The organism is Pseudoduganella lutea, assembly GCF_004209755.1.
In the GTDB taxonomy this organism is placed as follows: Bacteria; Pseudomonadota; Gammaproteobacteria; order Burkholderiales; family Burkholderiaceae_D; genus Rugamonas; species Rugamonas lutea.
This window is the reverse complement of record NZ_CP035913.1, coordinates 4131681-4153953: the sequence shown is the minus strand read 5'-3', so window position 1 is coordinate 4153953 and position 22273 is coordinate 4131681. Positions and strand designations below refer to the sequence as shown.

Here is a 22273-nt window from a genome sequence, read left to right as displayed (position 1 = left end):
TGAAACACTCGCGATCATTTGCTTGGGCGCTAAACGCCAAAGTCGCCGCCTCCTTGAGGTGACCCGTGAGGTGGGCTGGCGATGCGCCGATTGCGGCGCTCCTGTGCCTCGAACAAGAACGGGTCTTTGCTGCCTTTGCTTTGGATATGGATACGCCAGCCCCCCCTGAACAGCTGTTCATAAAGCTGTTGAGTTATGTATCTAATAAGCCTCCCACTCATCCTTCCCTGCCGTATGTTGCAGCGCCGGCCGCGCAGCGGCCGCCCGCACCGGCGCAACGGCGGCCTGCGCGGCCAGGCCGGCCATCGCATCGGCATTGACGCGGAACGTCGCGACGAGTTCGGCCAACCGCGCGGCCTGCTGCTGCATTGCCTCGGCCGCCGCCGCTGACTGCTCGACGAGCGCCGCGTTCTGCTGCGTGACCTGGTCCATCTGCGTTACCGCCTCGTTGACCTGCTCGATGCCGGTACTCTGCTCGTTGCTGGCGGCCGTGATTTCGCTGACGATGTCGGACACGCGGGCGATGCTGGCCACGATATCGCGCATCGTGCTGCCCGCTTCGTCGACGAGGCGCGAGCCGGCATCGACCTTTTGCACGGAATCGCCGATCAGCTGCTTGATATCCTTCGCGGCGGCGGCCGAGCGGTGCGCGAGGTTGCGCACTTCGGAGGCCACCACGGCGAACCCCCTGCCCTGCTCGCCGGCACGGGCCGCTTCCACGGCGGCGTTCAGCGCCAGGATGTTGGTCTGGAAGGCAATGCTGTCGATCGTGCCGATGATCTCGACGATCCGCTGCGATGCCGCGTTGATCGATGCCATCGTGCCGACCACTTCGCCCACCACCTCGCCGCCGCGCACGGCGATGCTCGATGCCGATTGCGCCAGCTGGTTCGCCTGCCGCGCATTGTCGGCATTCTGGCGCACGGTCGACGTCAGTTCTTCCATCGACGATGCCGTTTCTTCCAGCGAACTGGCCTGCTGCTCCGTGCGCGACGACAGGTCCTGGTTGCCGGCCGCGATCTGGCTCGACGCGGTGGAAATCGTTTCGGTACCGGTGCGCACCTGTGCGACAAGGCTTTGCAGGTTGGCCGTCATGTCCTTCAGCGCGGCCAGCAGCTCGCCGGTCTCGTCGCGCGAGCGCACGTGGATCGACCGCGTCAGGTCGCCGCCGGCCACGGTGCGAGCGACATCGACCGCTTCGCGCAGTGGTTTCGCGACAATGCCGGCCACCCATAGCGCGAGCGCGATGCCGGCGGTCACGGCGCCGACCAGCAGCCCGATTGTCCAGGCCTTTGTGCTCTGGTACAGCTGCGTGGCGTTCGCGCTGGCCGCGTCGCCGCCCTCGACGTTCATCTGGACCAGCTTGTCCAGCGTGGTGTTCATTTCGCGGAGAAGGCGGGACGCCGAGCCGTTGGCGATTGCCCGGGCTTCATCGTTATTGCCTGCGCGGGACAGCGCCATCAGCTTGCCGTGCTCGGCGAGGAATGCCTGCCAGCTGCCCCCGAAACTGTCGAACAGTGCCCGCTCCGCCGGGCTGGAAATCAGCTTTTCATAACGGGCGGCATTGTCGCGCGAGGCCCCCTGTACCGTGTCCATCTGCTGGGCTATACGGTCTTTTTCCTGCACGGTGCTGGCAAGCAGGAAAGCCAGTTCGAGGCGCCGCAGGTCGTTCACGTCGGCGCGCACTTGCATCACGCCGCGCACGCTGGGCAGCCAGTTCTCCGCCAGGTCGTCGGAGGCGTCGTTGATACGGGACATCGACTGCAGGCAGGCGATGCCGAGCACCAGCATGAGCAACTGCACGACGGCAAACGCAAGCAGCAGCTTGCGGGCGATCTTCAAGTCACGAAACCATTGCATGGTCATCTCCTTGCAGGTGGACGACAGCGGTGGGAAACGGGCGAGCGACCGGCAGGCCAGCATCGCGACATCGCAAGCTTGCCACGATGATTGCGAACAGGGAGCCACGCAGCGCATGCGGATAGTGTTACTGCGCGTTGCAAATCCACTACATTTCCGTTACGAATTCCGGATTTCTTTCTTGAAATTTTGAAACAAGTTGATTACTATCATTAACAGATTTCAACGCTTCGGCAACACCGAAGTGCCGGAATAAAAATCAAGAACACCTCGTTGTACCCTCAAGCCCGCAGCGCAAGCTGCGGGCTTTTTCTTTGGCGCGGCAGTGGCACCATCTTGACGATCGCTTGTGTGTGTGCGCGCACGCAATGACATTTTTGTGCGCGCTAACGTGACGCCTTTCATGAACAAACTGAAAGGGCCACGCCATGGGAGCTCCCGCGCGCTGTCCGCTGACGATCACCGTCAACGGGCAACAGCACACGATGGACATTGAAGCCTGGGTCACCCTGCTCGACCTGCTGCGCGAGCGGATGGGGCTGACCGGCACGAAAAAGGGTTGCGATCACGGCCAGTGCGGCGCCTGCACGGTGCTCGTCGATGGGCGCCGCATCAATTCCTGCCTGACGCTGGCCGTGATGAACGATGGCCGCGAGGTCACCACGATCGAAGGCCTGGCGCAAGGCGATACGCTGCACCCGATGCAGCAGGCGTTCGTCGAACACGATGCCTTCCAGTGCGGTTACTGCACGCCTGGCCAGATCTGTTCGGCGATCGGGCTGGTGAACGAAGGCCGGGCGAAATGTTCGGCCGAAGTACGCGAGCTGATGAGCGGGAACATCTGCCGCTGCGGCGCGTATCCGCAGATCCTGCGCGCGGTCTCCCAGGTCGCCGGCGTGCCGGCGGACAGCGAGAATGCCGAAGGGCCGGTCATCATCGGAACGGTGCCGGCATGAACCCGTTCGCCTACGACCGCCCCACCACCATCGATGCCGCGCTGCAGGGCATTGCCGCCAATGCTACCGCTACCGCGACGACCGCCAATCAACACGAGATCCGTTTCGTGGCAGGCGGCACGAACCTGCTCGACCTGATGAAGGAAGGCGTGACGATCGCGCCGCACCTGGTCGACATCAACCGCCTGCCCCTGGACGGCATCGAGGAAACGCCGGATGGCGGCCTGCTGCTGGGCGCCACCGCCCGCAATGCCGATACCGCCTGGCACCCGCTCGTGGAGCAGCGCTATCCGCTGCTGTCGGCCGCGATCCTGGCCGGTGCTTCGCCGCAGCTGCGCAACATGGCCAGCAATGGCGGCAACCTGCTGCAGCGCACGCGCTGCTGGTATTTCTACGACGTGGCCACGCCGTGCAACAAGCGCACGCCGGGCAGCGGCTGTTCCGCCAACGGCGGCATCACGCGCCAGCACGCGATCCTGGGCACGAGCGAACACTGTATCGCCACCCACCCTTCCGATATGTGCGTGGCGCTGGCCGCGCTCGAGGCGGTGGTGCACGTGCAATCCGTGCGGGGCAAGCGCGAGGTCCCGTTCGCCGAGTTCCACCGGCTGCCGGGCGACCGCCCCGACATCGACACCACGCTGGCGCCCGATGAACTCATTACCGGCATCGCATTGCCGGACGCGGCGCGCTTCGTGCGCCACTCGGCCTACCTGAAGCTGCGCGAGCGGCTGTCGTATGCATTCGCGCTCGTGTCGGTGGCGGCCGCGCTGGACATCGGTCCGGACGGCAGGATCGCCGGCGCGCGCATTGCGCTCGGCGGCGTAGCCCACAAGCCATGGCGCCTGCCGCAAGCAGAGCAATTGCTGGAAGGCGCCATGCCGGACGACGACGCGTTCGGCCGCGTGGCGGACGCGCTGCTGCATGGCGCGATGGGCCGCGGCGCCAACGACTTCAAAATTCCGCTGGCCAGGAACGCCATCGTGCGCGCACTGCGCGTGGCCAGCCAGGGAACGGTAACGAACCAGGGAATCAGCACGGGAGAGCGCGAATGACGGATCTGATCGAAGCATTGCAGGCGCCGACGGCGGACCGCGGCACCGGCCCGGTGCGCACCGGCACGCCGGTCTCGCGGGTGGATGGCCGCGCCAAGGTGACGGGCCAGGCAAAGTACGCGGCCGAACACCCGGCGCCGGACCTGGCCTACGGGGTGGTGGTGAGCTCGCCGGCCGCCAAGGGCACGATCCGGTCGATCGACACGCGCGCCGCGCTGGCCGTCGAAGGCGTGGTCGAGGTGCTGACACACCTGAACCGGCCGAAGATCCGCTCCTTCGACATCGCCTACAAGGACATGACGGCGCCGGCCGGCTCGCCGTTCCGGCCCCTGTACGATGGCCACGTGATGTACAGCGGGCAGCCGCTGGCGCTAGTGGTGGCCGAGACGTTCGAAGCGGCGCGCTACGCGGCATCGCTGGTGACGTTCGACATCGACGTGGAACCGCACGGCACCAAGCTGTCGGCCAACCTGGACCGTGCTTACAAACCCAAGCCGCTGAAGGCCGGCTTCGAGCCGCCGCCGGACGAGAAGGGCAATACCGACGCCGCCTTCGATGCCGCACCCGTCAAGGTCGACGCGGAGTTCTACAGCGGCGTGGAGCACCACAATCCGATGGAGCTGTTCGCGTCCACCGTGATCCGCGGCGACGACGGCCACCTCACCATCTACGACAAGACGCAGAGTTCGCAGAACAGCCGCTGGTACGTGTCGCACGTGTTCGGCCTTTCCAAGAGCAAGGTCACGGTGCGCAATACCTACGTGGGCGGCGCATTCGGCTCCGGCCTGCGCCCGCAGTACCAGCTGACACTGGCCGTGATGGCCGCGCTGCACCTGAAGCGTTCGGTGCGCGTGGTGCTGACGCGCCAGCAGATGTTCACGTTCGGCCACCGGCCCGAGACCGTGCAGCGGGTGAAGCTGGCCGCCGAACGGGATGGCACGCTGCGCGCGATCTGGCACCAGGCTATTGCGGAGACATCGCCGATCGAGGATTACGTGGAAGTGGTCGTCAACTGGTCGGGCCTGCTGTACGCCTGCGACAACATCAAGCTCGACTACAAACTGGTAAAGCTCGACCAGTACACGCCGATCGACATGCGTGCCCCGGGCGCCGCGCACGGCGTGCATGCGCTCGAAGTGGCGATGGACGAACTGGCCTATGAGCTGAAGATGGACCCGCTGGCGCTGCGCCTGAAGAACTACGCGGACCGGGTGCCGATCGAGGACAAGCCCTACTCCAGCAAGGAACTGCGCGCCTGCTACGAGCTGGGCGCGAAGAAGTTCGGCTGGGAAGGCCGGCCGCTGGAGCCTCGCTCGATGCGCGAAGGAACGGAGTTCATCGGCTGGGGCATGGCCACCGGCGTGTGGGATGCGATGCAGATGTTCGCCCGCGCCAGCGCCGTGCTGCATGCGGACGGCAAGCTGGTGGTGTCGAGCGCCGCCACCGACATCGGCACCGGCACCTACACGGTGATGGCGATGATCGCGGCCGAGGCCATGGGCCTGCCGCTGGAAGACGTCACGTTCCAGCTGGGCGACTCGACGCTGCCGGTGGCGCCGATCGAAGGCGGCTCGTCGCACGTGACCACCGTGGGCTCGGCCGTGGCCGGCGTGTGCGAGAAGCTGCAGAAGACCTTGTTCAAGCATGCGCAAAAGCTGCGCGGGTCGCCGCTCGCGGAGGCGAAATTCAAGGACGTGGAATTCGCCGGCGGCACGATCCGGCTGAAACACCGGCAGGAGGCGGCGCTGCCGCTGACGGCGATCCTGAACGACAGCGGTGTCGTGAAGCTGGAAGAAAAATACCTGATGCTGCCGAACATGCTCAAGCAGCGCAAGTTCCGCCGGCTGGTGCATTCCGCCGTGTTCGTGGAAGTGCGCGTGGACGAGCAAACCGGCATGGTGCGCGTAACGCGCGTGACGAGCGCCATCGCCGCCGGCCGCATCATGAACACGAAGACGGCGACAAGCCAGATCACCGGCGGCATCGTGTGGGGCATCAGCCAGGCGCTGCACGAAGAGTCATACGCCGACCACCGGCTGGGCCGCTTCATGAACCACAACTATGCCGAGTACCACGTGCCGGTGAATGCCGACATCCATGCGATGGACGTGATCTTCGTCGAGGAAGACGACCGGATCGTGAGCCGGCTGGGTGCCAAGGGCGTGGGGGAAATCGGCCTCGTCGGCGTGGCCGCCGCGGTCAGCAACGCCATCTGGCACGCCACCGGCAAGCGGCTGCGCAGCACGCCGATGACGCCGGACAAGGTACTCGGCGGCGGGCCATAATCCGCGGCGGGTGAACTACAGGGGTCTGTCCCCGCCAGTCGTTGGCACAGTTGGTAGTCGATAGCTTCGATCAAGGGGACTGACCCCGGTTTTTTGCCGGCGCTTTCGAAGCGCTTGCAAAAACCGGGGTCAGTCCCCTCGATTTATGCTGACGGCCAAGCTCAAGGCCAACGACTGGCGGGGACAGACCCCTGCGGCGCAACTGCTGTCGACGCTTCAGATGTAGTAGATCAGCGCACCCAGCCCGACGATCAGCGCCACCTTGGTGAGCTTGTATGCCGTCTTGTTCCACGCCTTGTAGCGGCGACGGTAGATGCCGGCGTAGTGCGATATGCGGAACAGCTTCGACACCATGCCCACCTGGTCGCCCGTTTCATTCGGCGAGGCGGCGGCCGTCATCATGGTGCGGCCCAGGAAGCGGTTGACGGCCTGCGCCCAGCGGAAGCGCATCGGGCGTTCGATGTCGCAGAACAGGATGATGCGGTCGCTCTCGCTGCCGTTGATGGCCCAGTGGATGTAGGTTTCGTCGAACATCACGCCCTGGCCGTCGCGCCAGCTGTGGCGCACGCCGTCGACGTCGATGAAGCAGCGGTCGTCGTTTGGCGTGGCCAGGCCCAGGTGGTAGCGCAGCGAACCGGCAAACGGGTCGCGGTGCGGGTTCAGCTTGCCGCCCGGCGGCAGTTCGGCGAACATCGCCGCCTTCACGGAAGGGATGCCCTGCAGCAGCGCGTGCGTCCTGGGGCACAGCTCGGCGGCGGACGGGTGGCTGGCGTTGTACCACTTCAGGTAGAAGCGCTTCCAGCCCGCCTTGAAGAACGAGTTGAAGCCGGCGTCGTCGTTCTTTTCCGAAGCCTTGATCTTCTGCAGGCGGATCAGGTTTTCCGCTTCTTCACGGATCACCTGCCAGTTTTCCTGCAGCGGCGCCAGTTCCTTGAAATCGGATACGGGCAGGTAGGGCGTGGACGGCACGCGCGAGAAGAAGTGCATGAAGATATTGATCGGAGCCATGAACGACGAGTGGTCGAACAGCTGGCGGCCGAAGGGCAGCCGCACCTTGCCGCGGAAGTGGATGTGCAGCACGGACAGGATGTAAAAACCGACCAGGGCCCATTTCATTGCGCTTACCTCGAGTATTGCCGAAACCGGCCATTCTAACGCAGCTTGCCGCCACGGGTTCGCCGCCACCCCGTCGTTGTGCCGGCGATATGCGTTTCCTGCAATAGCTTATGCGGCTTTCACCCAAGCGCGCGCTGCTGGCGGTGCATCGATGTTAAAATTTCTCTCAGGAAAACATTGCAGGGTGCAATCATGTCGGCTTCCGAACGTACGTCGCAAGTGCACGCTTGCGTGCTCGATGCCATCGGCAATACCCCGGTCGTGCGCCTGGGGCGCCTGTTCCGAGACCATGATGTGGTGGCCAAGCTCGAGTTCATGAATCCCGGCGGCAGCGTCAAGGACCGGATGGTGCGCTACATGCTGCGCTACCTGCCGGCCGACGTGGAACACGTGGTGGAAAGTTCGTCCGGCAATACCGGCGCGGCGCTGGCAATGGCGGCGGCGGTGCGCGGGCTGCGTTGCGACGTCACGGTGCCGGACCGCACCAGCACGGAAAAGATCCGGCGCATCGAAGCCTATGGCGCCGAAGTGCACATGTGCGCCTCGGATGTCCCCGAGTCGAACGAACGCAGCTATTACAGCATGGCCGAAAGCATCGCCGCCGAACATGGCGCGTTCCACCTCGACCAGTACCGCTCGGCACTGAACCGGCAGGCCCATTACACGGACACGGCGCCCGAGCTGTGGTTCCAGCTCGACGGGCGTATCGACGTGTTCGTGTGCGGCATCGGTTCGGGCGGCACCATTTCCGGCATCGGCCGCTTCCTGAAGGAGCGCGACCGCCGCATCACCGTGATCGGCATCGAACCGCTGCACTCGTCGTACCGGGCGGCGGTCACGGGCGCGGCGGCCGAGGGCGACTTTGGTACCGTGATCGAAGGCGTGGGCAAGCGGGCGCCGTCCGGCACGTTCGACGCGGCCGTGGTGGACGACGTGATCCAGGTGCCGGACGACACGGCCGTCGACTACTGCCACCGCCTGGCGCGCGAGGAAGGCATCCTGGCCGGCGGCTCGTCCGGCTGCGTGGCGGCGGGCATCGCGCAACTGCTGCCGAAACTGTCCGGCCGCATCGTCACGGTATTCCCGGATTCAGGCGTGAATTACCTGTCCAAGTATTTCTAGGCAGTGTTCACGGCGTCGCTTTTGCCCGGTGCCAGCCAGCGCAGGCACAGGACAAGCCCGGCGATGACATAGGCCAGCCCGCCCGGGATCCACATGATCAGGCCACCCAGCTGCTGGTCTTCCAGCGGCATCAGGCCGAACGCCAGCGGGCCGTCGCCATAGGCCGGGTACCACACGGTGCCCGACAGCGCGAACAGCGCGCCGAGCGCGCCCGTGTGCATCATGGTTGTGAACAGGTACAGCATCGCCGCGCCAGGCGCCGGGCCGCGCGCGCCCAGCACGGCCCACCAGAACAGCAGCGCGGGGAACAGGAAGCTGGCGTGCTGCCACGCGTGCACCGTGTCGTCGACGAGCGCCCGCTGGAACAGGGGCGGCGCATGCCATACCCACAGGGCCGCGAAATGGATCAGCCATGCCGACAATGGCCGGGTGATCGCCTGCCACGCCAGCGCCCACGGCCGCCAGTGCACGCCGCGGCCGATGGCGCGGCGCCAGGATGACGGCAACGCCCACAGCCATGGCCCGAACGGCCGGCCCAGCACCAGCAGCGGCGCCGCCACGATCATCAGCAGCTCGTGCTGCACCATGTGGGCCGCGAACAGCATGCCACCTGCCGGATCGAGCGGTGATGCCAGCGCCGCCACCATGGCCAGCCAGCCGGCACCGAACCACGCCGTGCGCACCAGCACCGGCCGCCTTCCGCCCTCCAGCCGCGGCCACAGTTTCGCCACGCCGGCCACGTACAACAGCAGCGATATGGCCAGGCACGCCAGTACCCACCAGTCCGCACCCCAGGTCAGTGGTGTTGGCTGGGTGCTGGACAGGACATGCGCCGGAGTTTCCCTTGCGAACATTGCCAACAGCAAAAACTGGGGACGTACCCCTGTTTTGAGGAAATGTCCCGATACCTTCGCTGTCCTGCCTGGAAACAGGACGGTGCGGCGTCCCGGTACGTGTCCGGTATTTCCTGGAAACCAGGGTACGTCCCCAGTTTTGGTGGTGGGCATCATATCCGGGCGCCGAAGTAGACGGTGGCGTAGATCGGCAGCCAGCTGCCCACGACGAAGTACCAGTAGCCGGCGTTTTCGCTGACGTCGACGAAGCGCTTGCCGTCGATCGGCCCGGTGTGCATCAGCACGGCCAGCACGGCGGAATCCCACGTGTCGGTGATCAGGTGCAGCGTGTGCAGGCCCATCATCATCCAGACGACGGAACCGTAGGCGTCGTCGTCCCATGCGCAATTGAGCGCCGTGAACTCCAGCGCGCGCACGGCGAGGAAGGCGAGCGAGAACGCGAGGCACCAGGCCAGCCCGGTGCGCACGCCGCGCAGGTCCAGCCTCTCGGCGGCACGGCGCGCCATCTCGTTCGGGATCATACTGAGCAGCAGAACGACCGTGTTGACGGTACCCCACAGCAGGTCCGGCGGCAGGCTGCCCGACAGCGGCCATGCATCGGCAAGGCCGCGCAGGTAGAAATACGCGACGATCACCAGGGCGAACACGGTGGCTTCGATCGCCACCAGCCCCAGCGTGCCCCACCACATGGGGCTGCGGTGGCCGAAGGCGAACGTGGGCAGGTGCCCCACGTGCAGCGAACGGCCGTCGTCGTTGCCGGAGGCTTCGTCCTTCATGACCGCACCTCGGGCCGCACTTCTCGTTCGTGCCGTATGCGGCTTTCGCTGTGCCGGGGCCAGAACCAGAACGTGGCCGTGATCGCCACCGGCAGCGAGGCCCAGACCACGGCCCACGGCGTGAAGATCGAGCCGACGAACAGCACGGTGGTGGCCAGCGCCGTGACGAAGGGCCATGGCGACGGCGACGGCATCAGCATCCGGTGATCCGGCTCGGCCGCCGTGACGCTCGTCAGCAGCACTTCGCGCAGTGCCGGGTCGATACCGGCCACGCGGTCCGGCAGCGCGGCCGGCTGCCACAGCGGATAGCGGCCATGCACCACCGGCAGCACGTCGAAGTTGGCGGCCGGGGGCGGCGAGGCGGCGCGCCATTCCAGCGTGCCGCCGCCCCATGGATCGGCGCCGGCAGGCGCGCCGCGGCGCCGGCTGCGCCATGCGTTGACGATGAACAGCAGCACGCTCGCGGCGATCATGAACGCGCCCATGGTGGCAACCAGGTTGATCGCATTCCAGCCCATGCCGTCCGGGTAGGTGTAGACGCGGCGCGGCATGCCTTCCAGCCCCAGGATGTGCATCGGGAAGAACGTGACGTTGAAGCCGATGAAGAACAGCCAGAACTGCCACTTGCCCAGTCGTTCGCTCATCATCCGTCCCGTGAATTTCGGATACCAGTAGTAGAACGCGCCGAACATGGGGAACACGGCCCCGCCCAGCAGCACGTAATGCAGGTGGGCGACGACGAAGTAAGTATCGTGCAGCTGCGTATCGAGCGACACCGAGGCCAGCATCAGCCCGGTGAGGCCGCCGGCCAGCAGGATCACGAAGAACGCCAGGATGAACAGCAGCGGCGTGCGCAGGTGCAGACGGCCCGTCCACAGCGTGGCGATCCAGCAGAAGATCTGCACGGCCGTCGGGATCGCGATCATCAGGCTGGCAGCCGTGAAGAAGGCCTTGCCCAGTTCCGGCAGGTTGGTGGCGAACATGTGGTGCACCCACAGCCCGAACGACAGGAAGCCGGTGGCGATCAGCGCCAGCACCATGGCCCGGTAGCCCACCATGGGCCGCCGCGAAAACGTGGCGATGATGGCCGAGATCACCCCCAGTGGCGGGATGAAGATCAGGTAGACCTCGGGGTGGCCGAAGAACCAGAACAGGTGCTGCCACAGCAGCGCATCGCCGCCCAGTTCCGGATCGTAGAAGTGGGTATCGACCAGCCGGTCGGTGATCAGCGCGGTACTGGCCAGCATCACGGCCGGCATGGCGAACAGCACGATGAACGACGTGACCAGCATGGCCCATGCGAACAGCGGCATGCGGTCCAGCGTCATGCCGGGCGCGCGCATCTTGAAGATCGTGACGATGATGACGATCGCCTCCATCAGCGCCGCGGTCTCGGTGAACGTGATCATCTGCCCCCAGATGTCGATGCGCTTGCCGGGGGAATAATCGGCGTTCGCCAGCGGCACGTAGGCGAACCAGCCGGCATCCGGCCCGGCGCCGATCAGGAAGGCCGCGAACAGCATCACGCCGCCGAACAGGAAGATCCAGAACGCGAACGCGTTCATGCGCGGGAACGCCACGGTGCGCGTGCCCAGCATCAGCGGCAGCAGCCAGATGGCGACGGCCTGCATCACCGGCACGGCGAACAGGAACATCATCGTGGTGCCGTGCATCGTGAACAGCTGGTTGTACAGGTCGGGCCCGATCAGCCGGCTGTCGGGCCGCGCCAGCTGCAGCCGCATCATCAACGCCAGGATGCCGCCAGCCACGAAGAAGCCGAACGTGACGTAGATGAAACGGGCCGCGATCGTCTTGTGGTTGACGGCGCTCAGCCATCCCCACAGCCCGGGCGGGTCGCGCCACGTCTGTTCCAGCACTTCGGCAGGGGTGGCGGAAGCGGCGTCGCTCATTCCAGGCTCTCCAGGTAATCGAGCAGCGCATGCATGTCGCGCGCCGGCAGCGGATTCGGCGGCATGTTCGCGCCCAGCTTGAAGCGGTGCGGATCGACGATCCATGCCTGCAGGTTGGCACGGTCGTTCGGCAGCATGCCGGCGGCCAGCGTGGGGCGGCTGGCCAGGTGCGTCAGGTCCGGCCCCAGCGTGCCGCTGGCCATGGTGCCGGCGATCGTGTGACAGGCGACGCAGGCGGCGCGCACGAACACGTCGCGCCCGTGGCGCCGGCTGTCGGTTGCCGGTTCCGGCGCGGCGGCCTTGCGCGCCCGCGCCCAGTGCTCGTACTGCGCGGGCGCCACGGCCGTCACGGGCAGCGCCATCAGCGCATGCTGCAGGCCGCAGAATTCGGCGCACTGGGCGCGGTACACGCCGGGCCGGTCGGCGCGCAGCGAAATCGTGGCGGTGCGACCGGGGATCATGTCGCGCTTGCCGGCCAGGTTCGGCACCCACAGCGTGTGGATCACGTCGCGGCTTTTCAATGTGACGACGACCGGCCGGCCTACCGGCAGGTGCAGTTCGTTGGCCGTGCTGAATCCTTCATCCGTATAGCGCACCTCCCACCAGTACTGGTGGCCGGTCAGCTCGATCCTCAACGCTTCCTTCATCGGCAGCCGGGCCAGCGCGCGCGCCGTCCACATATCGGCCACGAGCAGCATGAACAGGCCGACCGTGGCGACCACGGTGGCCCACAGTATCGCGCGGTGCACCCGGCGCTCGGGGTGGTGCAACGGCGCCAGATCCGGCGCAAGGGTGGACGAACCAGCAGCGGCCTGCCGTGCCCTGTGTGCGCGCCACAAGGCCACCAGCAGCGCCAACACGATCGCCGCGAAGACGGCCGTGCACAGTGCCAGCGTGACGTTCCACAGGCCGAAGATCGTTTCCGCCTGCACGCCGGCCGGCTGCACGGCACTCTGCTGCACACGGGGCGACACGGCCCCGGCGGCGGTGCAGCACGACAGCAATGTGGCAGGCAATGCGACACGCAATAGGGCAAAAATAGTCAGGCGAAGCATGTTTGCATTTTTATAATCCGGTGCTTCGACTGTGCCCCAATTCCCGACGGCGCGACGCACGTGTGTGGCTGTCCCGCCACAATGATCGCGAGATGCCGGATGCACTTTTGTGTGCGGAATTCTGGCAGTATGGGAGTGTGTCTTTTCGATAACCGACGATGGGGTCGTGATGAAATGCATCGTGTGTGACGGGACCGTGCAGCAGGGGCTCAGGCCCTGGCACGCTCAATGCAACACCTGCCGCTACGAATCGGCGGCCCTGCAGGTTTCAATCAATGAAGCGCAAGCCCATGCGGCGATCGACGAGGCGGCGCGGGAGGCATCGCTGAAGATGCTGCGCATGGAGAATTTCCGCGAGATCGTGCAGCTCGCCCGCACGCATGGCGCGCCCGGTGCGCGCCGCCTGCTCGACGTGGGCAGCGCGCACGGCTGGTTCCTGGAAGCGGCGGCGCCCCATTTCGACGTGCTGGGCATCGAGCCCGATGCGGCGGTGGGCAGCAAGGCGGCCGCCCGCGGCCTGCCCGTGCGGCCCGGCTATTTCCCCGCGGCGCTGGCGCCGGACGAAACGTTCGACGCCATCGTCTTCAATGATGTGATCGAGCACATTCCCGACATCCGCAGTGCCATCGCCGCCTGCCACGCGCGCCTGAACCCGGGCGGCATCCTGGTCCTGAACCTGCCGAACAGCCGCGGCTTCTTTTACCGCCTGTCGAAGTGGCTGACCCGCGCCGGCCTGCCTGGCGCGTTCGAACGCATGTGGCAGAAAAGCCTGCCGTCGCCCCACCTGCATTACTTCGACCCGGCCAACCTCACGTCGCTGCTGCAAGGCGCCGGGTTCACCCACGTGCACAGCGCCGAACTGGCGGCGCTGCGGGCGGACGGTCTGAAGGAAAGGCTGGCCTATGTGGGCAAGCCCAACCCGGTCAAGCTGAACACGCAGTACCTGGCGATCCGCGCCATGATCCCGCTGCTGGGGCTTTTCCCCAGCGACATCATCGTGGGGATCTACCGGCGCGGGTGATTACTGGCGTAGATGCCTTGCCAGGAACGCCTCGACCCGCTTGTAAAAGTCGATGCGGTTTTCGCGGTGGTACAGGCCGTGCCCTTCATCGTCGTAGACGACATACTCGACGGCATTGTTGTGCTTTGCGAGCGCATCTTTCATCCGCCTGGCATGCACGATCGGCACGCGCCGGTCCTTGGCGCCATGGGCGATCAACAGGGGCCGGGTCAGCCGTGCCGCCTGCGCCAGCGGCGACACGCTGGCCAGCGCCGGATCGTCCGGATCGCCCAGCATTGTCTTCGCGCCATATTCCAGCCATTCTTGCGGCAAGTCCGATTCCACGACCGAGAACATCATGCCGATGTCGGACACACCCATCAGGTCGATACCGCAGCGGAAGATGTCCGGATGGCGAATCAACCCCATCAGCGTTGCATAGCCGCCGTAGCTGGCCCCCATGATGGCGATGCGGCCCGGTTCGGCCCAACCCTGTTTCACGGCCCACTGCGCCGCGTCGGCCAGGTCATCCTGCATCGCACGGCCCCACTGTTTCCAGCCGGCCTGGAAATGCTTCACGCCGTAGCCCAGCGTACCGCGAAATTCAGGCTGCAGTACCACGTAGCCGCGCGAGGCGAGAAATTGCGCCTCGCGTTCCCATTCCCATGAAGTGCCGTGCACGTAGGGGCCGCCATGCACCAGTACCACGGTGGGCAGCGGACCTTTCGGTTTTCCGGGCGGCAGGGTGACATACACGGGTACCTGCAGGCCATCGCCCGCGCGGTAACGGTAAAAGTCGCGCTGGCCCATGTCCGCCGGGCGGATGTCCGGCCGTTCACTGCCCAGGCCGACCAGTTTGGAGGTAGCCGGCGTGTAGATGAAATACTGCATCGGTTCGCGGTCCGACGTGGAGCTGACCAGCAACGCCGTTGCATCACGGCAGGACAGCGGGCAGGTGATCCGGTTGGCCAGGCCCGGCAACTGTGCATCGACTTTTTCTTGCACGGCTTTCATGGCCGTGTCGAGCCATGCCGTTGCGCGGGCATCGGTGCGGTAATGCAGGCCCGCCAGCGCGCGGGTCCGGAAATCCGCCTCGGGCGTGCCGTTGTAGTCGAAGCCTTCGAAACTGACCAGCGGTTCGGCGGCCCGCTTCTTTCCTGCCGTATCGTAGGGCATACAGTGCGTCGAAGCCCTTGTGCGCGGTTTGCACATGCAGCGTGCCATTGCCGTCGAAAAATTGCGGATCGATCTGTTCGCTGTCCAGGCAATTCTTGTTGTCCAGTTCGGTCCACGATGCCGCGTCCCTGTCGCGGTACGACACCACGCAACGCCCCTTGGCTGCCGAGACGGCGATGCGCGGCACGGCGTCCATGTCAAGCACCCATTTGATCACCCGCGCAGGCTGGGCGCCGGGCAGCAGGTCGGTCAATGCACGCGTGCGGGTATCGAGCCGGTACAGGCGCGACGTCTCCGGCGTTTTGCCGACCTTGTTCCACTTGTATTTCTGGACAACGATGTCGTCCGAGCCGTCAACGGTGGCGCTGAAGAAGCCGTAATCGGCCGTCAGCAGGCGGCTCTTCATATTGCTGCTGGCCAGGTCGCCCCGTTGGGCCCAGTTGCCCGAGATGAGATGAACCAGGTTCTTGCCGTTGCGGTCGGCGGCATATTCATCGAAGTTGCCCAGGAATTCCAGGCGGCGGTCGCCGATCGTGAATCCCAGTCGGTCGTCGTTCACCCAGTGGATCGCGGCGATGACGGCGTGAGCACTATCGGCCGTGCCGGGAATCGTGACCTTCGAGGGGTCGCGCGTATCGCGCACGGCCACGATCTGCCGGCCGTCAGCGCCGGTCTGCACGTAGGCGACATAGTTGCCCTTCGGAGACAACGTCACGTGGCTGATTTCGGGGTCGTTGAAAAAGGCCTCGACCGGCGGCGGCGCTGCCATCGCGCCTGCCGTGGCGGCGAGCGCGAGCAGCCCGCACACTTGCTGGAGACTAGTCATGGATGAGCTCGGAATGGTGGCAAAGGCCACGATCTTCGGGCTGCGTACCGCATGGGTCAAGGGGCGGGCGACCATATGTCACCCGTCCGCGACACTATCCGGCACTAACCTTTGTTACTTCAGAAAATACCCCGCCATGCGCCACTTGCCGTCAGCTTCCAGCGTGGGTATCACGGTTTCCACGGCATTGGCGCGGTCGGCGAAGCGGGTGGTGTATTCCAGCACCACGTACTGGCCCTGCGGCGCGCCCGGCAAGGTTGTCGTGTAGGTCGACGACGCCAGCGTGCGCCCCTGCAACGCGCCGACCGGCATGCGCGCCGCGCGGCTGCCCTGCTCCCACTGGGTCACGCTGACTGCCTTGCGCAACGGCTCGGCCGCCTGCTCCCACGATGCCTTGTACTGGCCGGCATCGACGAGCGCCAGCCAGGTATCGGCCGCCTTTTTCGCGGCATCGATGGCTTCCTGGTTCGGCGCTCCCTGCGCGTGGGCAAACGTGGTGGCGGATAACAGCAATGCGGCGGCGAACAGCTTCATGAGGATCCTTTCATGGCATGATGAAAGGCGCGGGCACACTGCCCGCGCCATCCACGATCTTGCCATCGAACGGTTAATGCCGCATGAGGATGATAACTACCGGACTGCCAGCGACTATGCCACCTGCGGCAGCTTGTCGATCAGCTTGTCCAGCGTGATCGGGTATTCGCGCACCCGCACGCCGGTGGCGTTGTAGATCGCGTTGGCGATCGCCGCCGCCACGCCGCAGATCCCCAGTTCGCCCACGCCCTTCGCCTTCATCGGCGACGACATCGGATCGGTCTCGTCGAGGAACACCACTTCCTGATGCGGGATGTCGGCATGCACCGGCACCTCGTACGTGGCCAGGTCGTGATTGATGAAGAAGCCGATGCGCTTGTCGACGGCCAGTTCCTCCATCAGCGCGGCGCCGGCGCCCATCGTCATCGCGCCGATCACCTGGCTGCGCGCCGACTTCGGGTTCAGGATGCGGCCGGCCGCGCACACGGCCAGCATGCGCCGGATGCGGACTTCACCGGTGTACGCGTCCACCGCCACCTCGACGAAATGCGCACCGAACGTGGATTGCTGGAACTTCTTGTCCAGGTCGCCGTATTCCATCTTGTCCTCGGCCACCAGTTCGCCACCGGCCGCGGCCTCGCGCAACGGCACGGACTTGCCGGCGGAACGCACGGTGCCATCGGTGAACTCGGCGTTCGCCGCCAGGCCGAGTTTTTTCTCCACGGCCTCGCGCAGCTTCACGCACGCCGCGTACACACCGGCCGTGGAACTGTTGCCGCCCCATTGCCCGCCCGAACCGGCCGAGACGGGAAAATCGGAGTCGCCCAGCTTCACCACCACCTGGTCCAGGGCGACGCCCATCATCTCGGCCGCGGTCTGCGCAATGATCGTGTAGCTGCCGGTACCGATGTCCGTCATGTCCGTTTCGACGGTGACGATGCCCTTGGCATCGAGCCGCACGCGCGCGGCGGACTTTTGCACGAGGTTGTTGCGGAACGCGGACGCGACACCCTGCCCGATCAGCCAGCGCCCTTCCCGCACCTGCGCCGGCTGCGGGTTGCGCTTGTTCCAGCCGAATTTTTCCGCCCCCGTGCGCAGGCATTCGGCGAAGCGCCGCTGCGAGAACTTGCGCGTGCGCTTCTCCGGATCGACGGTGGTGTCGTTGACGATGCGGAACGTGACCGGATCCATCTTCAGTTTCTCGGCCAGTTCATCGACGGCGATTTCCAGTGCCATCATGCCCGGCGCTTCGCCCGGTGCGCGCATCGCATTTCCTTCGGGCAGGTCGAGCACGGCGAGGTTCAGGCGCGTCATCCGGTGCTGGCCCGCGTACAGCAGGCGGGTCTGGTTGACGGCCGTTTCCGGTTTGCCGTCCGGCAGGTCGCCGGACCAGCTTTCATGGGCGATCGCCGTGATGCGCCCTTCGCGGGTGGCGCCGATGCGGATACGCTGGATCGTGGCCGGGCGGTGGGTGGTGTTGTTGATCATCAGCGCCCGCTGCAGCGCCACTTTCACCGGCCGGTCCGCCTGCTTCGCGCCCAGCGCGGCCAGCAGCGCCTCGGCGCGCAGGAACAGCTTGCCGCCGAAGCCGCCGCCGATATACGGCGACACCATCCGCACTTTCTCTTTCGGGATGCCGAGCGTCTTGGCCATGTCGCCCTTGCCCCAGTCGATCATCTGGTTCGACGTCCACACGGTCAGCTTGTCGCCTTCCCACGCGGCGACCGAGGCATGCGGTTCCATCATCGCGTGCGTCTGGTCCGGCGTGGTGTACGTGGCGTCGAATTTCACGGGAGCGCTGTCGAACGCGGACTGGAAATTGCCGGCCTTGGTTTCCGCCGGCTCGTCGCCGCCCTTCGGTACCTTGGCCGAAGCCTTCGCCTTGGCAAGGTCGTATTCGCCCTTGATCTGCGAGTACGAGACCTTGACGAGCGACGCGGCGGCGCGCGCCTGCTCGAACGTTTCGGCAACGACCAGCGCCACGGCCTGGTGGTAATGGTCGACCTGCGGCCCGGCCAGCAACTTGGCCGTGTTGTAGTCGCCTTTTTCCAGCTTGCCCGCGTTGACGTGGGTGACAACGGCGATCACGCCGGGCGCACGCCGCGCGGCGGTAACGTCGAGCGATTTGATGATGCCTTTCGCGACCGTGGCGCCGACCACGTAGCCATAGGCGGCGTTCGGCGCCACGTCGTGCCGCTCGTAGGCATAGCGCGCCGTGCCGGTGGTTTTATAGGGGCCGTCGATGCGGTCGACCGGTTTGCCGACGACCTTCAGCTGGTCGATCGGATTGGTTGTGGCGGGAGTGGTGAACTTCATTGCATCATCCTTTCTTTGCTTCCGCCAGCACCGCGTCGATGGTGCGCTGGACGAGGGGGACCTTGTACGCGTTGTCGTGCATCGGCTTCGCGCCCGCCAGCAACTGCTCGGCCACCGCGCGGCCGCCGCGCGGCAGGTTCTGGTCCGCCGCCGGCACGCGCCAAGGCTTGTGCGCGATGCCGCCGACCGCCACGCGGCCCGTGCCGTCCGGCTGCACGATGGCCGCCACCGACACCAGCGCGAACGCGTACGAGGCGCGGTCGCGCACCTTGTGGTACAGCTGCTTGCCACCCACCGGCTTCGGTAGCGTTACCGCCGTGATCAGCTCGCCGGGCGCCAGCACGTGTTCGATGTGCGGCGTGTTGCCCGGCAGTTTATGGAAATCGGCAATCGGGATCGTGCGCGTGGCGCCGTTCGGCTGCACCGTTTCCACGGTGGCTTCCAGCGCCGCCATGGCCACCGCCATGTCGCTCGGATGCGTGGCGATGCACGCTTCGCTGGTGCCGACGATCGCGTGATGGCGCGAAAAACCGCCGATCGCCGAGCAGCCGCTGCCCGGCTGGCGCTTGTTGCACGGCTGCGCGGTATCGTAGAAATATGGGCAGCGGGTGCGCTGCAGCAGGTTGCCGGCGGTCGTGGCCTTGTTGCGCAACTGGGCCGATGCACCGGCGAGCAGCGCGCGCGACAGCACGCCGTAGTCACGGCGCACGCGCTCGTCCGCCGCGAGATCCGTATTGCGCACCAGCGCGCCCACGCGCAGCCCGCCTTCGCGGGTCGGCTCGATCTTGTCGAGTGCCAGGCCGTTGACGTCCACCAGGTGCGGTGGCGTTTCGATTTCCAGCTTCATCAGGTCCAGCAGGTTCGTGCCGCCGGCGATGAAGCGGGCACCGGGCACGCGCGCGGCGGCGGCCGCCGCCTCGGCGGGCGTGCGCGCCTTTTCATACGTGAAGACCTTCATGCCGGCCTCCCGGAGACTTCGACGATCGCATCGACGATGTTCGAGTAGGCGCCGCAGCGACAGATATTGCCGCTCATGCGCTCGCGGATCTCCAGTTCCGTGAGCGGCGGGCGCTTCGTCAGGTCGGCGGTCACGTGGCTCGGGATGCCCTGTTTGATTTCATCGAGCACCGACACGGCCGAACAGATCTGCCCGGGGGTACAGTAGCCGCACTGGTAGCCATCGTGCTTCACGAACGCCGCCTGCATCGGGTGCATCTTCTCGGGCGTGCCAAGGCCTTCGATCGTGGTGATCTCCGAATTCTCGTGCATCACGGCAAGCGACAGGCAGGAATTGATGCGGCGGCCATCGGCGATGACGGTGCACGCGCCACACTGGCCCTGGTCGCAGCCCTTCTTGGTGCCCGTGAGGTGCAGCTGCTCACGCAGCAGGTCGAGCAAGGTGGTGCGGGTGTCGACGGCGATCGTGTGCTGCTGGCCGTTGACCTTCAGCGTGACCTTCGAAGAAACAGGGGTCTGCGGTACTCCTGTGTTCGGGCTTGCGGCGGTGGCGGGCTGGGCGCCCGCCACCGTGGGCACGGCGGCGGCCGTGGCGGTCAGCGCACCCGCGATCAGCAGGTCGCGCCGGGTGGTGTCGATATCATCCATGTGTCGGTATCCTATGGCGGTTGGGGTATGGCCGGGAAGGTTCGCGGCGGGCCACGCTGGACTCGTGGCCGGGCGGGAACCGACAATGATAGTAATGGCAATACGTGAAATGGCTGCACACGGTTGGGATGCGTGCAGGAGCGCGCCGATCCCGGCAAAATAAAGACCGTTCGCACGTGGGCGGATCGGCATAGGGGCGGTCAGCATTGCTGACCGGTCCCCTGCCACACCACCCGGCATGCGGGTCCGCACCGGGCGGTTCGAGTAGTTGAGGTTAAGTGAGGCGTGGCATGCCGAGGCGATCAAAGTAAGCGATCGTCAGCACGTTATTTAGAGCAAATCGGCTGTTGCGCCACCAGCGGCGACTGTTCTGCGCCACCCGTAACGCCACATTGGGCGTTGCCCCGAGATTGAGCAGCTCACGATATATCGTTTTCGCTCGTTTCCATTGTTTCAGGTGGATCGCCCGCATTCGATGACGCATCCATTCATCCAGTTCACGCCAGATTCCTGGAGTTTGCGACAGTCCAAAATAGGCTTTCCATCCCAGCACGTAGGGGCGGAGTTTGTCGATTATCTCGCTGATGCTGCGGCCACCGGACCGGCGAGTAAGTTGCCTGATCCGTTGCCGAAACGTGTCTTGCGCTTTGTCCGACACAGCCCGTTTGACCGCTCCTTTCTTGGTTGCATAAAGCTCGTACCCCAGAAATTTGCGGCCTAATGCGCTAGCCACTGCACTTTTCGATTCATTGATCTTCAGGTGCAGCTTGTCGTATTGACGCTTGAGCAGGGCCATCACCCGCTCGCCAGCTTTCTCACTGCGCACATACACGTTGCAGTCATCGGCATAGCGGGCAAAGCGGTGGCCCCGGCGTTCCAGTTCGCGATCCACCTCGTCGAGAAGCACGTTGGCCAGCAGTGGAGACAGCGGCCCGCCTTGCGGCGTACCTTCCATTCGCTGGCTTACCATACCGCCATCCATGATTCCCGCGTTCAGGTAGGCGCGCACCAGCCGGATCACTCCGATGTCGTTCACGCGTTTCCGTAGGCGGTCGATCAGGATATCGTGGTTGACCCGGTCAAAGAATTTCGACAGGTCCACATCGACCACGACGCGGTAGCCTTCCTGCACATATTGCTGTGCCCTGAGCACGGCATCATGCGCACGGCGGCCGGGCCGAAACCCATGGCTGTGTTCACTAAAGGTAGGGTCGATCAGCGGTTGCAGCACTTGCAGCAGTGCCTGCTGAATCAGACGGTCGATCACGGTGGGTATCCCCAGCTCACGTTCGCTTCCATCCGGCTTCGGAATGCCCACACGCCGCACCGGCATCGGCCTGTACGTGCCTTCCAGCAGTTGTTTCTTGATGGTCGGCCAAGCGTGTTTCAGATGTTCTTGAGTCTGGCTGATATCCAGCCCATCGACACCTGCGGCTCCCTTGTTCGCCTTCACGCGCTTCCACGCGCGATGCATGTTTTCCCTCGCGAGCGCTTGCGTGAGCAAGTTTCGCCCTGTGTCTTTCGTTTTCTGCCGCGTGAACCGGGTTTCATCACTGGAAGCTTGGGACGAGGCTTCACCCCGCCTTACCGCGACCCGCTCCGCTTCTGCGGACATCTGATGCCTTACCCGATTCATCGACAAGGTGTCGGACACTCCTACTCGTTTGGCCCTTTGCCTCTCAGAAAAAAAAAGAAGCTACTACGGCCTCTGCTGACTTCTCGCTCCGTGCTGCCACGTCGCCCTTTCAGGCATGAGGCGAGATCTCCCCAGGTAAGAACGCACTCCTTCACTGCACAACCGCCAGATCTACGCCACTTCGCCTTGAC

Annotated in this window: 19 protein-coding genes; 6 read left to right on the top strand and 13 right to left on the bottom strand. The window is 65.3% G+C overall.

All coding sequences use genetic code 11. From position 1 onward, the window contains the following. Positions 1 to 201: 201 nt before the first annotated feature. Positions 202 to 1860 carry a methyl-accepting chemotaxis protein gene (locus EWM63_RS17700; RefSeq protein ID WP_130187716.1) on the bottom strand — a complete coding sequence of 553 codons (1659 nt, stop codon included), beginning with the start codon at positions 1858 to 1860 and terminating at the stop codon, positions 202 to 204. On the opposite strand from EWM63_RS17700, the gene EWM63_RS17695 reads away from it, so the two are divergent. From EWM63_RS17695 to EWM63_RS17680, 4 genes are all read left to right on the top strand, one after another. Beyond that, positions 1859 to 2053: a hypothetical protein gene (locus EWM63_RS17695; protein ID WP_130187715.1), complete on the top strand. Its 195-nt coding sequence runs from the start codon at positions 1859 to 1861 to the stop codon at positions 2051 to 2053. The genes EWM63_RS17700 and EWM63_RS17695 overlap by 2 nt on opposite strands. Before the next feature lie 235 nt (positions 2054 to 2288). Next, a complete protein-coding gene (locus tag EWM63_RS17690) occupies positions 2289 to 2816 on the top strand; it encodes a (2Fe-2S)-binding protein (protein WP_130187714.1) in 528 nt (175 codons plus the stop codon). Continuing rightward, positions 2813 to 3871: an FAD binding domain-containing protein gene (locus tag EWM63_RS17685; protein ID WP_130187713.1), complete on the top strand. Its 1059-nt coding sequence runs from the start codon at positions 2813 to 2815 to the stop codon at positions 3869 to 3871. Before EWM63_RS17690 ends, EWM63_RS17685 begins: the two co-directional genes overlap by 4 nt. Further along, entirely contained in the window at positions 3868 to 6156 is a 2289-nt protein-coding gene (locus EWM63_RS17680) for a xanthine dehydrogenase family protein molybdopterin-binding subunit (protein WP_130187712.1), read from the top strand. The genes EWM63_RS17685 and EWM63_RS17680 overlap by 4 nt, the downstream gene beginning before the upstream one ends. A gap of 216 nt (positions 6157 to 6372) precedes the next feature. Here EWM63_RS17680 and lpxO read toward each other — a convergent pair whose 3' ends face one another. After that, positions 6373 to 7272 (bottom strand): lipid A hydroxylase LpxO, encoded by a 900-nt coding sequence (lpxO, locus tag EWM63_RS17675; RefSeq protein ID WP_130187711.1) that lies wholly within the window; start codon positions 7270 to 7272, stop codon positions 6373 to 6375. Positions 7273 to 7464: 192 nt separating this feature from the next. Between lpxO and EWM63_RS17670 the strand changes: the two genes are divergently transcribed. Further along, on the top strand, positions 7465 to 8394 hold the full coding sequence (locus EWM63_RS17670) for a PLP-dependent cysteine synthase family protein (protein WP_130187710.1): 930 nt from the start codon (positions 7465 to 7467) through the stop codon (positions 8392 to 8394). On the opposite strand, the gene EWM63_RS17665 is transcribed toward EWM63_RS17670, so the two are convergent. The 4 genes from EWM63_RS17665 to coxB form a co-directional block, all read right to left on the bottom strand. Further along, complete coding sequence (locus EWM63_RS17665) at positions 8391 to 9248, bottom strand: cytochrome c oxidase assembly protein (RefSeq protein WP_130187709.1); 858 nt, start codon at positions 9246 to 9248, stop codon at positions 8391 to 8393. The two genes, EWM63_RS17670 and EWM63_RS17665, sit on opposite strands and share 4 nt — an antisense overlap. Positions 9249 to 9400: 152 nt before the next feature. Next, positions 9401 to 10024 carry a cytochrome c oxidase subunit 3 gene (locus EWM63_RS17660; RefSeq protein WP_130187708.1) on the bottom strand — a complete coding sequence of 208 codons (624 nt, stop codon included), beginning with the start codon at positions 10022 to 10024 and terminating at the stop codon, positions 9401 to 9403. Further along, positions 10021 to 11934, bottom strand: coding sequence for a cytochrome c oxidase subunit I (gene ctaD / locus EWM63_RS17655; RefSeq protein ID WP_130187707.1), 1914 nt, complete (start codon positions 11932 to 11934; stop codon positions 10021 to 10023). The genes EWM63_RS17660 and ctaD overlap by 4 nt, the downstream gene beginning before the upstream one ends. After that, complete coding sequence (gene coxB, locus EWM63_RS17650; RefSeq protein WP_229487351.1) at positions 11931 to 12950, bottom strand: cytochrome c oxidase subunit II; 1020 nt, start codon at positions 12948 to 12950, stop codon at positions 11931 to 11933. Before coxB ends, ctaD begins: the two co-directional genes overlap by 4 nt. Positions 12951 to 13170: 220 nt before the next feature. Between coxB and EWM63_RS17645 the strand changes: the two genes are divergently transcribed. Next, positions 13171 to 14010: a class I SAM-dependent methyltransferase gene (locus tag EWM63_RS17645; RefSeq protein WP_229487350.1), complete on the top strand. Its 840-nt coding sequence runs from the start codon at positions 13171 to 13173 to the stop codon at positions 14008 to 14010. Here EWM63_RS17645 and EWM63_RS17640 read toward each other — a convergent pair whose 3' ends face one another. The 7 genes from EWM63_RS17640 to ltrA all read right to left on the bottom strand — a co-directional run bounded on the left by EWM63_RS17640 (position 14011) and on the right by ltrA (position 22082). Next, the gene (locus tag EWM63_RS17640; protein WP_229487962.1) at positions 14011 to 14799 is read right to left on the bottom strand and encodes an alpha/beta hydrolase family protein; all 789 of its coding nucleotides are present in this window, start codon (positions 14797 to 14799) and stop codon (positions 14011 to 14013) included. It abuts the gene before it with no gap. A gap of 124 nt (positions 14800 to 14923) precedes the next feature. Beyond that, positions 14924 to 16066 carry a hypothetical protein gene (locus EWM63_RS32415; RefSeq protein WP_229487349.1) on the bottom strand — a complete coding sequence of 381 codons (1143 nt, stop codon included), beginning with the start codon at positions 16064 to 16066 and terminating at the stop codon, positions 14924 to 14926. 39 nt (positions 16067 to 16105) lie between these two features. Next, the gene (locus EWM63_RS17635) at positions 16106 to 16525 is read right to left on the bottom strand and encodes a DUF4019 domain-containing protein (protein ID WP_165390854.1); all 420 of its coding nucleotides are present in this window, start codon (positions 16523 to 16525) and stop codon (positions 16106 to 16108) included. 114 nt (positions 16526 to 16639) lie between these two features. Next, complete coding sequence (gene paoC, locus EWM63_RS17630) at positions 16640 to 18841, bottom strand: aldehyde oxidoreductase molybdenum-binding subunit PaoC (protein WP_130187703.1); 2202 nt, start codon at positions 18839 to 18841, stop codon at positions 16640 to 16642. Positions 18842 to 18845: 4 nt separating this feature from the next. Further along, positions 18846 to 19799, bottom strand: a complete 954-nt coding sequence (locus EWM63_RS17625; protein WP_130187702.1) for an FAD binding domain-containing protein — start codon at positions 19797 to 19799, stop codon at positions 18846 to 18848. Then, positions 19796 to 20446 carry an aldehyde dehydrogenase iron-sulfur subunit PaoA gene (paoA, locus tag EWM63_RS17620; RefSeq protein WP_130187701.1) on the bottom strand — a complete coding sequence of 217 codons (651 nt, stop codon included), beginning with the start codon at positions 20444 to 20446 and terminating at the stop codon, positions 19796 to 19798. Before paoA ends, EWM63_RS17625 begins: the two co-directional genes overlap by 4 nt. Before the next feature lie 274 nt (positions 20447 to 20720). Then, positions 20721 to 22082, bottom strand: coding sequence for a group II intron reverse transcriptase/maturase (gene ltrA, locus EWM63_RS17615; RefSeq protein ID WP_207221342.1), 1362 nt, complete (start codon positions 22080 to 22082; stop codon positions 20721 to 20723). Positions 22083 to 22273 lie beyond the last annotated feature (191 nt).

What these genes read in the sequence shown, in the direction of transcription:
- EWM63_RS32415 (WP_229487349.1), bottom strand. Translation starts at nt 16,066, where the DNA reads ATGGTCGCCCGCCCCTTGACCCATGCGGTACGCAGCCCGAAGATCGTG.
- ltrA (WP_207221342.1), bottom strand. Translation starts at nt 22,082, where the DNA reads ATGAATCGGGTAAGGCATCAGATGTCCGCAGAAGCGGAGCGGGTCGCG.
- paoA (WP_130187701.1), bottom strand. Translation starts at nt 20,446, where the DNA reads ATGGATGATATCGACACCACCCGGCGCGACCTGCTGATCGCGGGTGCG.
- ctaD (WP_130187707.1), bottom strand. Translation starts at nt 11,934, where the DNA reads ATGAGCGACGCCGCTTCCGCCACCCCTGCCGAAGTGCTGGAACAGACG.
- paoC (WP_130187703.1), bottom strand. Translation starts at nt 18,841, where the DNA reads ATGAAGTTCACCACTCCCGCCACAACCAATCCGATCGACCAGCTGAAG.
- lpxO (WP_130187711.1), bottom strand. Translation starts at nt 7,272, where the DNA reads ATGAAATGGGCCCTGGTCGGTTTTTACATCCTGTCCGTGCTGCACATC.
- EWM63_RS17700 (WP_130187716.1), bottom strand. Translation starts at nt 1,860, where the DNA reads ATGCAATGGTTTCGTGACTTGAAGATCGCCCGCAAGCTGCTGCTTGCG.
- EWM63_RS17635 (WP_165390854.1), bottom strand. Translation starts at nt 16,525, where the DNA reads ATGAAGCTGTTCGCCGCCGCATTGCTGTTATCCGCCACCACGTTTGCC.
- EWM63_RS17665 (WP_130187709.1), bottom strand. Translation starts at nt 9,248, where the DNA reads ATGTTCGCAAGGGAAACTCCGGCGCATGTCCTGTCCAGCACCCAGCCA.
- EWM63_RS17690 (WP_130187714.1), top strand. Translation starts at nt 2,289, where the DNA reads ATGGGAGCTCCCGCGCGCTGTCCGCTGACGATCACCGTCAACGGGCAA.
- EWM63_RS17685 (WP_130187713.1), top strand. Translation starts at nt 2,813, where the DNA reads ATGAACCCGTTCGCCTACGACCGCCCCACCACCATCGATGCCGCGCTG.
- EWM63_RS17640 (WP_229487962.1), bottom strand. Translation starts at nt 14,799, where the DNA reads ATGGGCCAGCGCGACTTTTACCGTTACCGCGCGGGCGATGGCCTGCAG.
- EWM63_RS17660 (WP_130187708.1), bottom strand. Translation starts at nt 10,024, where the DNA reads ATGAAGGACGAAGCCTCCGGCAACGACGACGGCCGTTCGCTGCACGTG.
- EWM63_RS17695 (WP_130187715.1), top strand. Translation starts at nt 1,859, where the DNA reads ATGGTCATCTCCTTGCAGGTGGACGACAGCGGTGGGAAACGGGCGAGC.
- EWM63_RS17680 (WP_130187712.1), top strand. Translation starts at nt 3,868, where the DNA reads ATGACGGATCTGATCGAAGCATTGCAGGCGCCGACGGCGGACCGCGGC.
- EWM63_RS17670 (WP_130187710.1), top strand. Translation starts at nt 7,465, where the DNA reads ATGTCGGCTTCCGAACGTACGTCGCAAGTGCACGCTTGCGTGCTCGAT.
- EWM63_RS17625 (WP_130187702.1), bottom strand. Translation starts at nt 19,799, where the DNA reads ATGAAGGTCTTCACGTATGAAAAGGCGCGCACGCCCGCCGAGGCGGCG.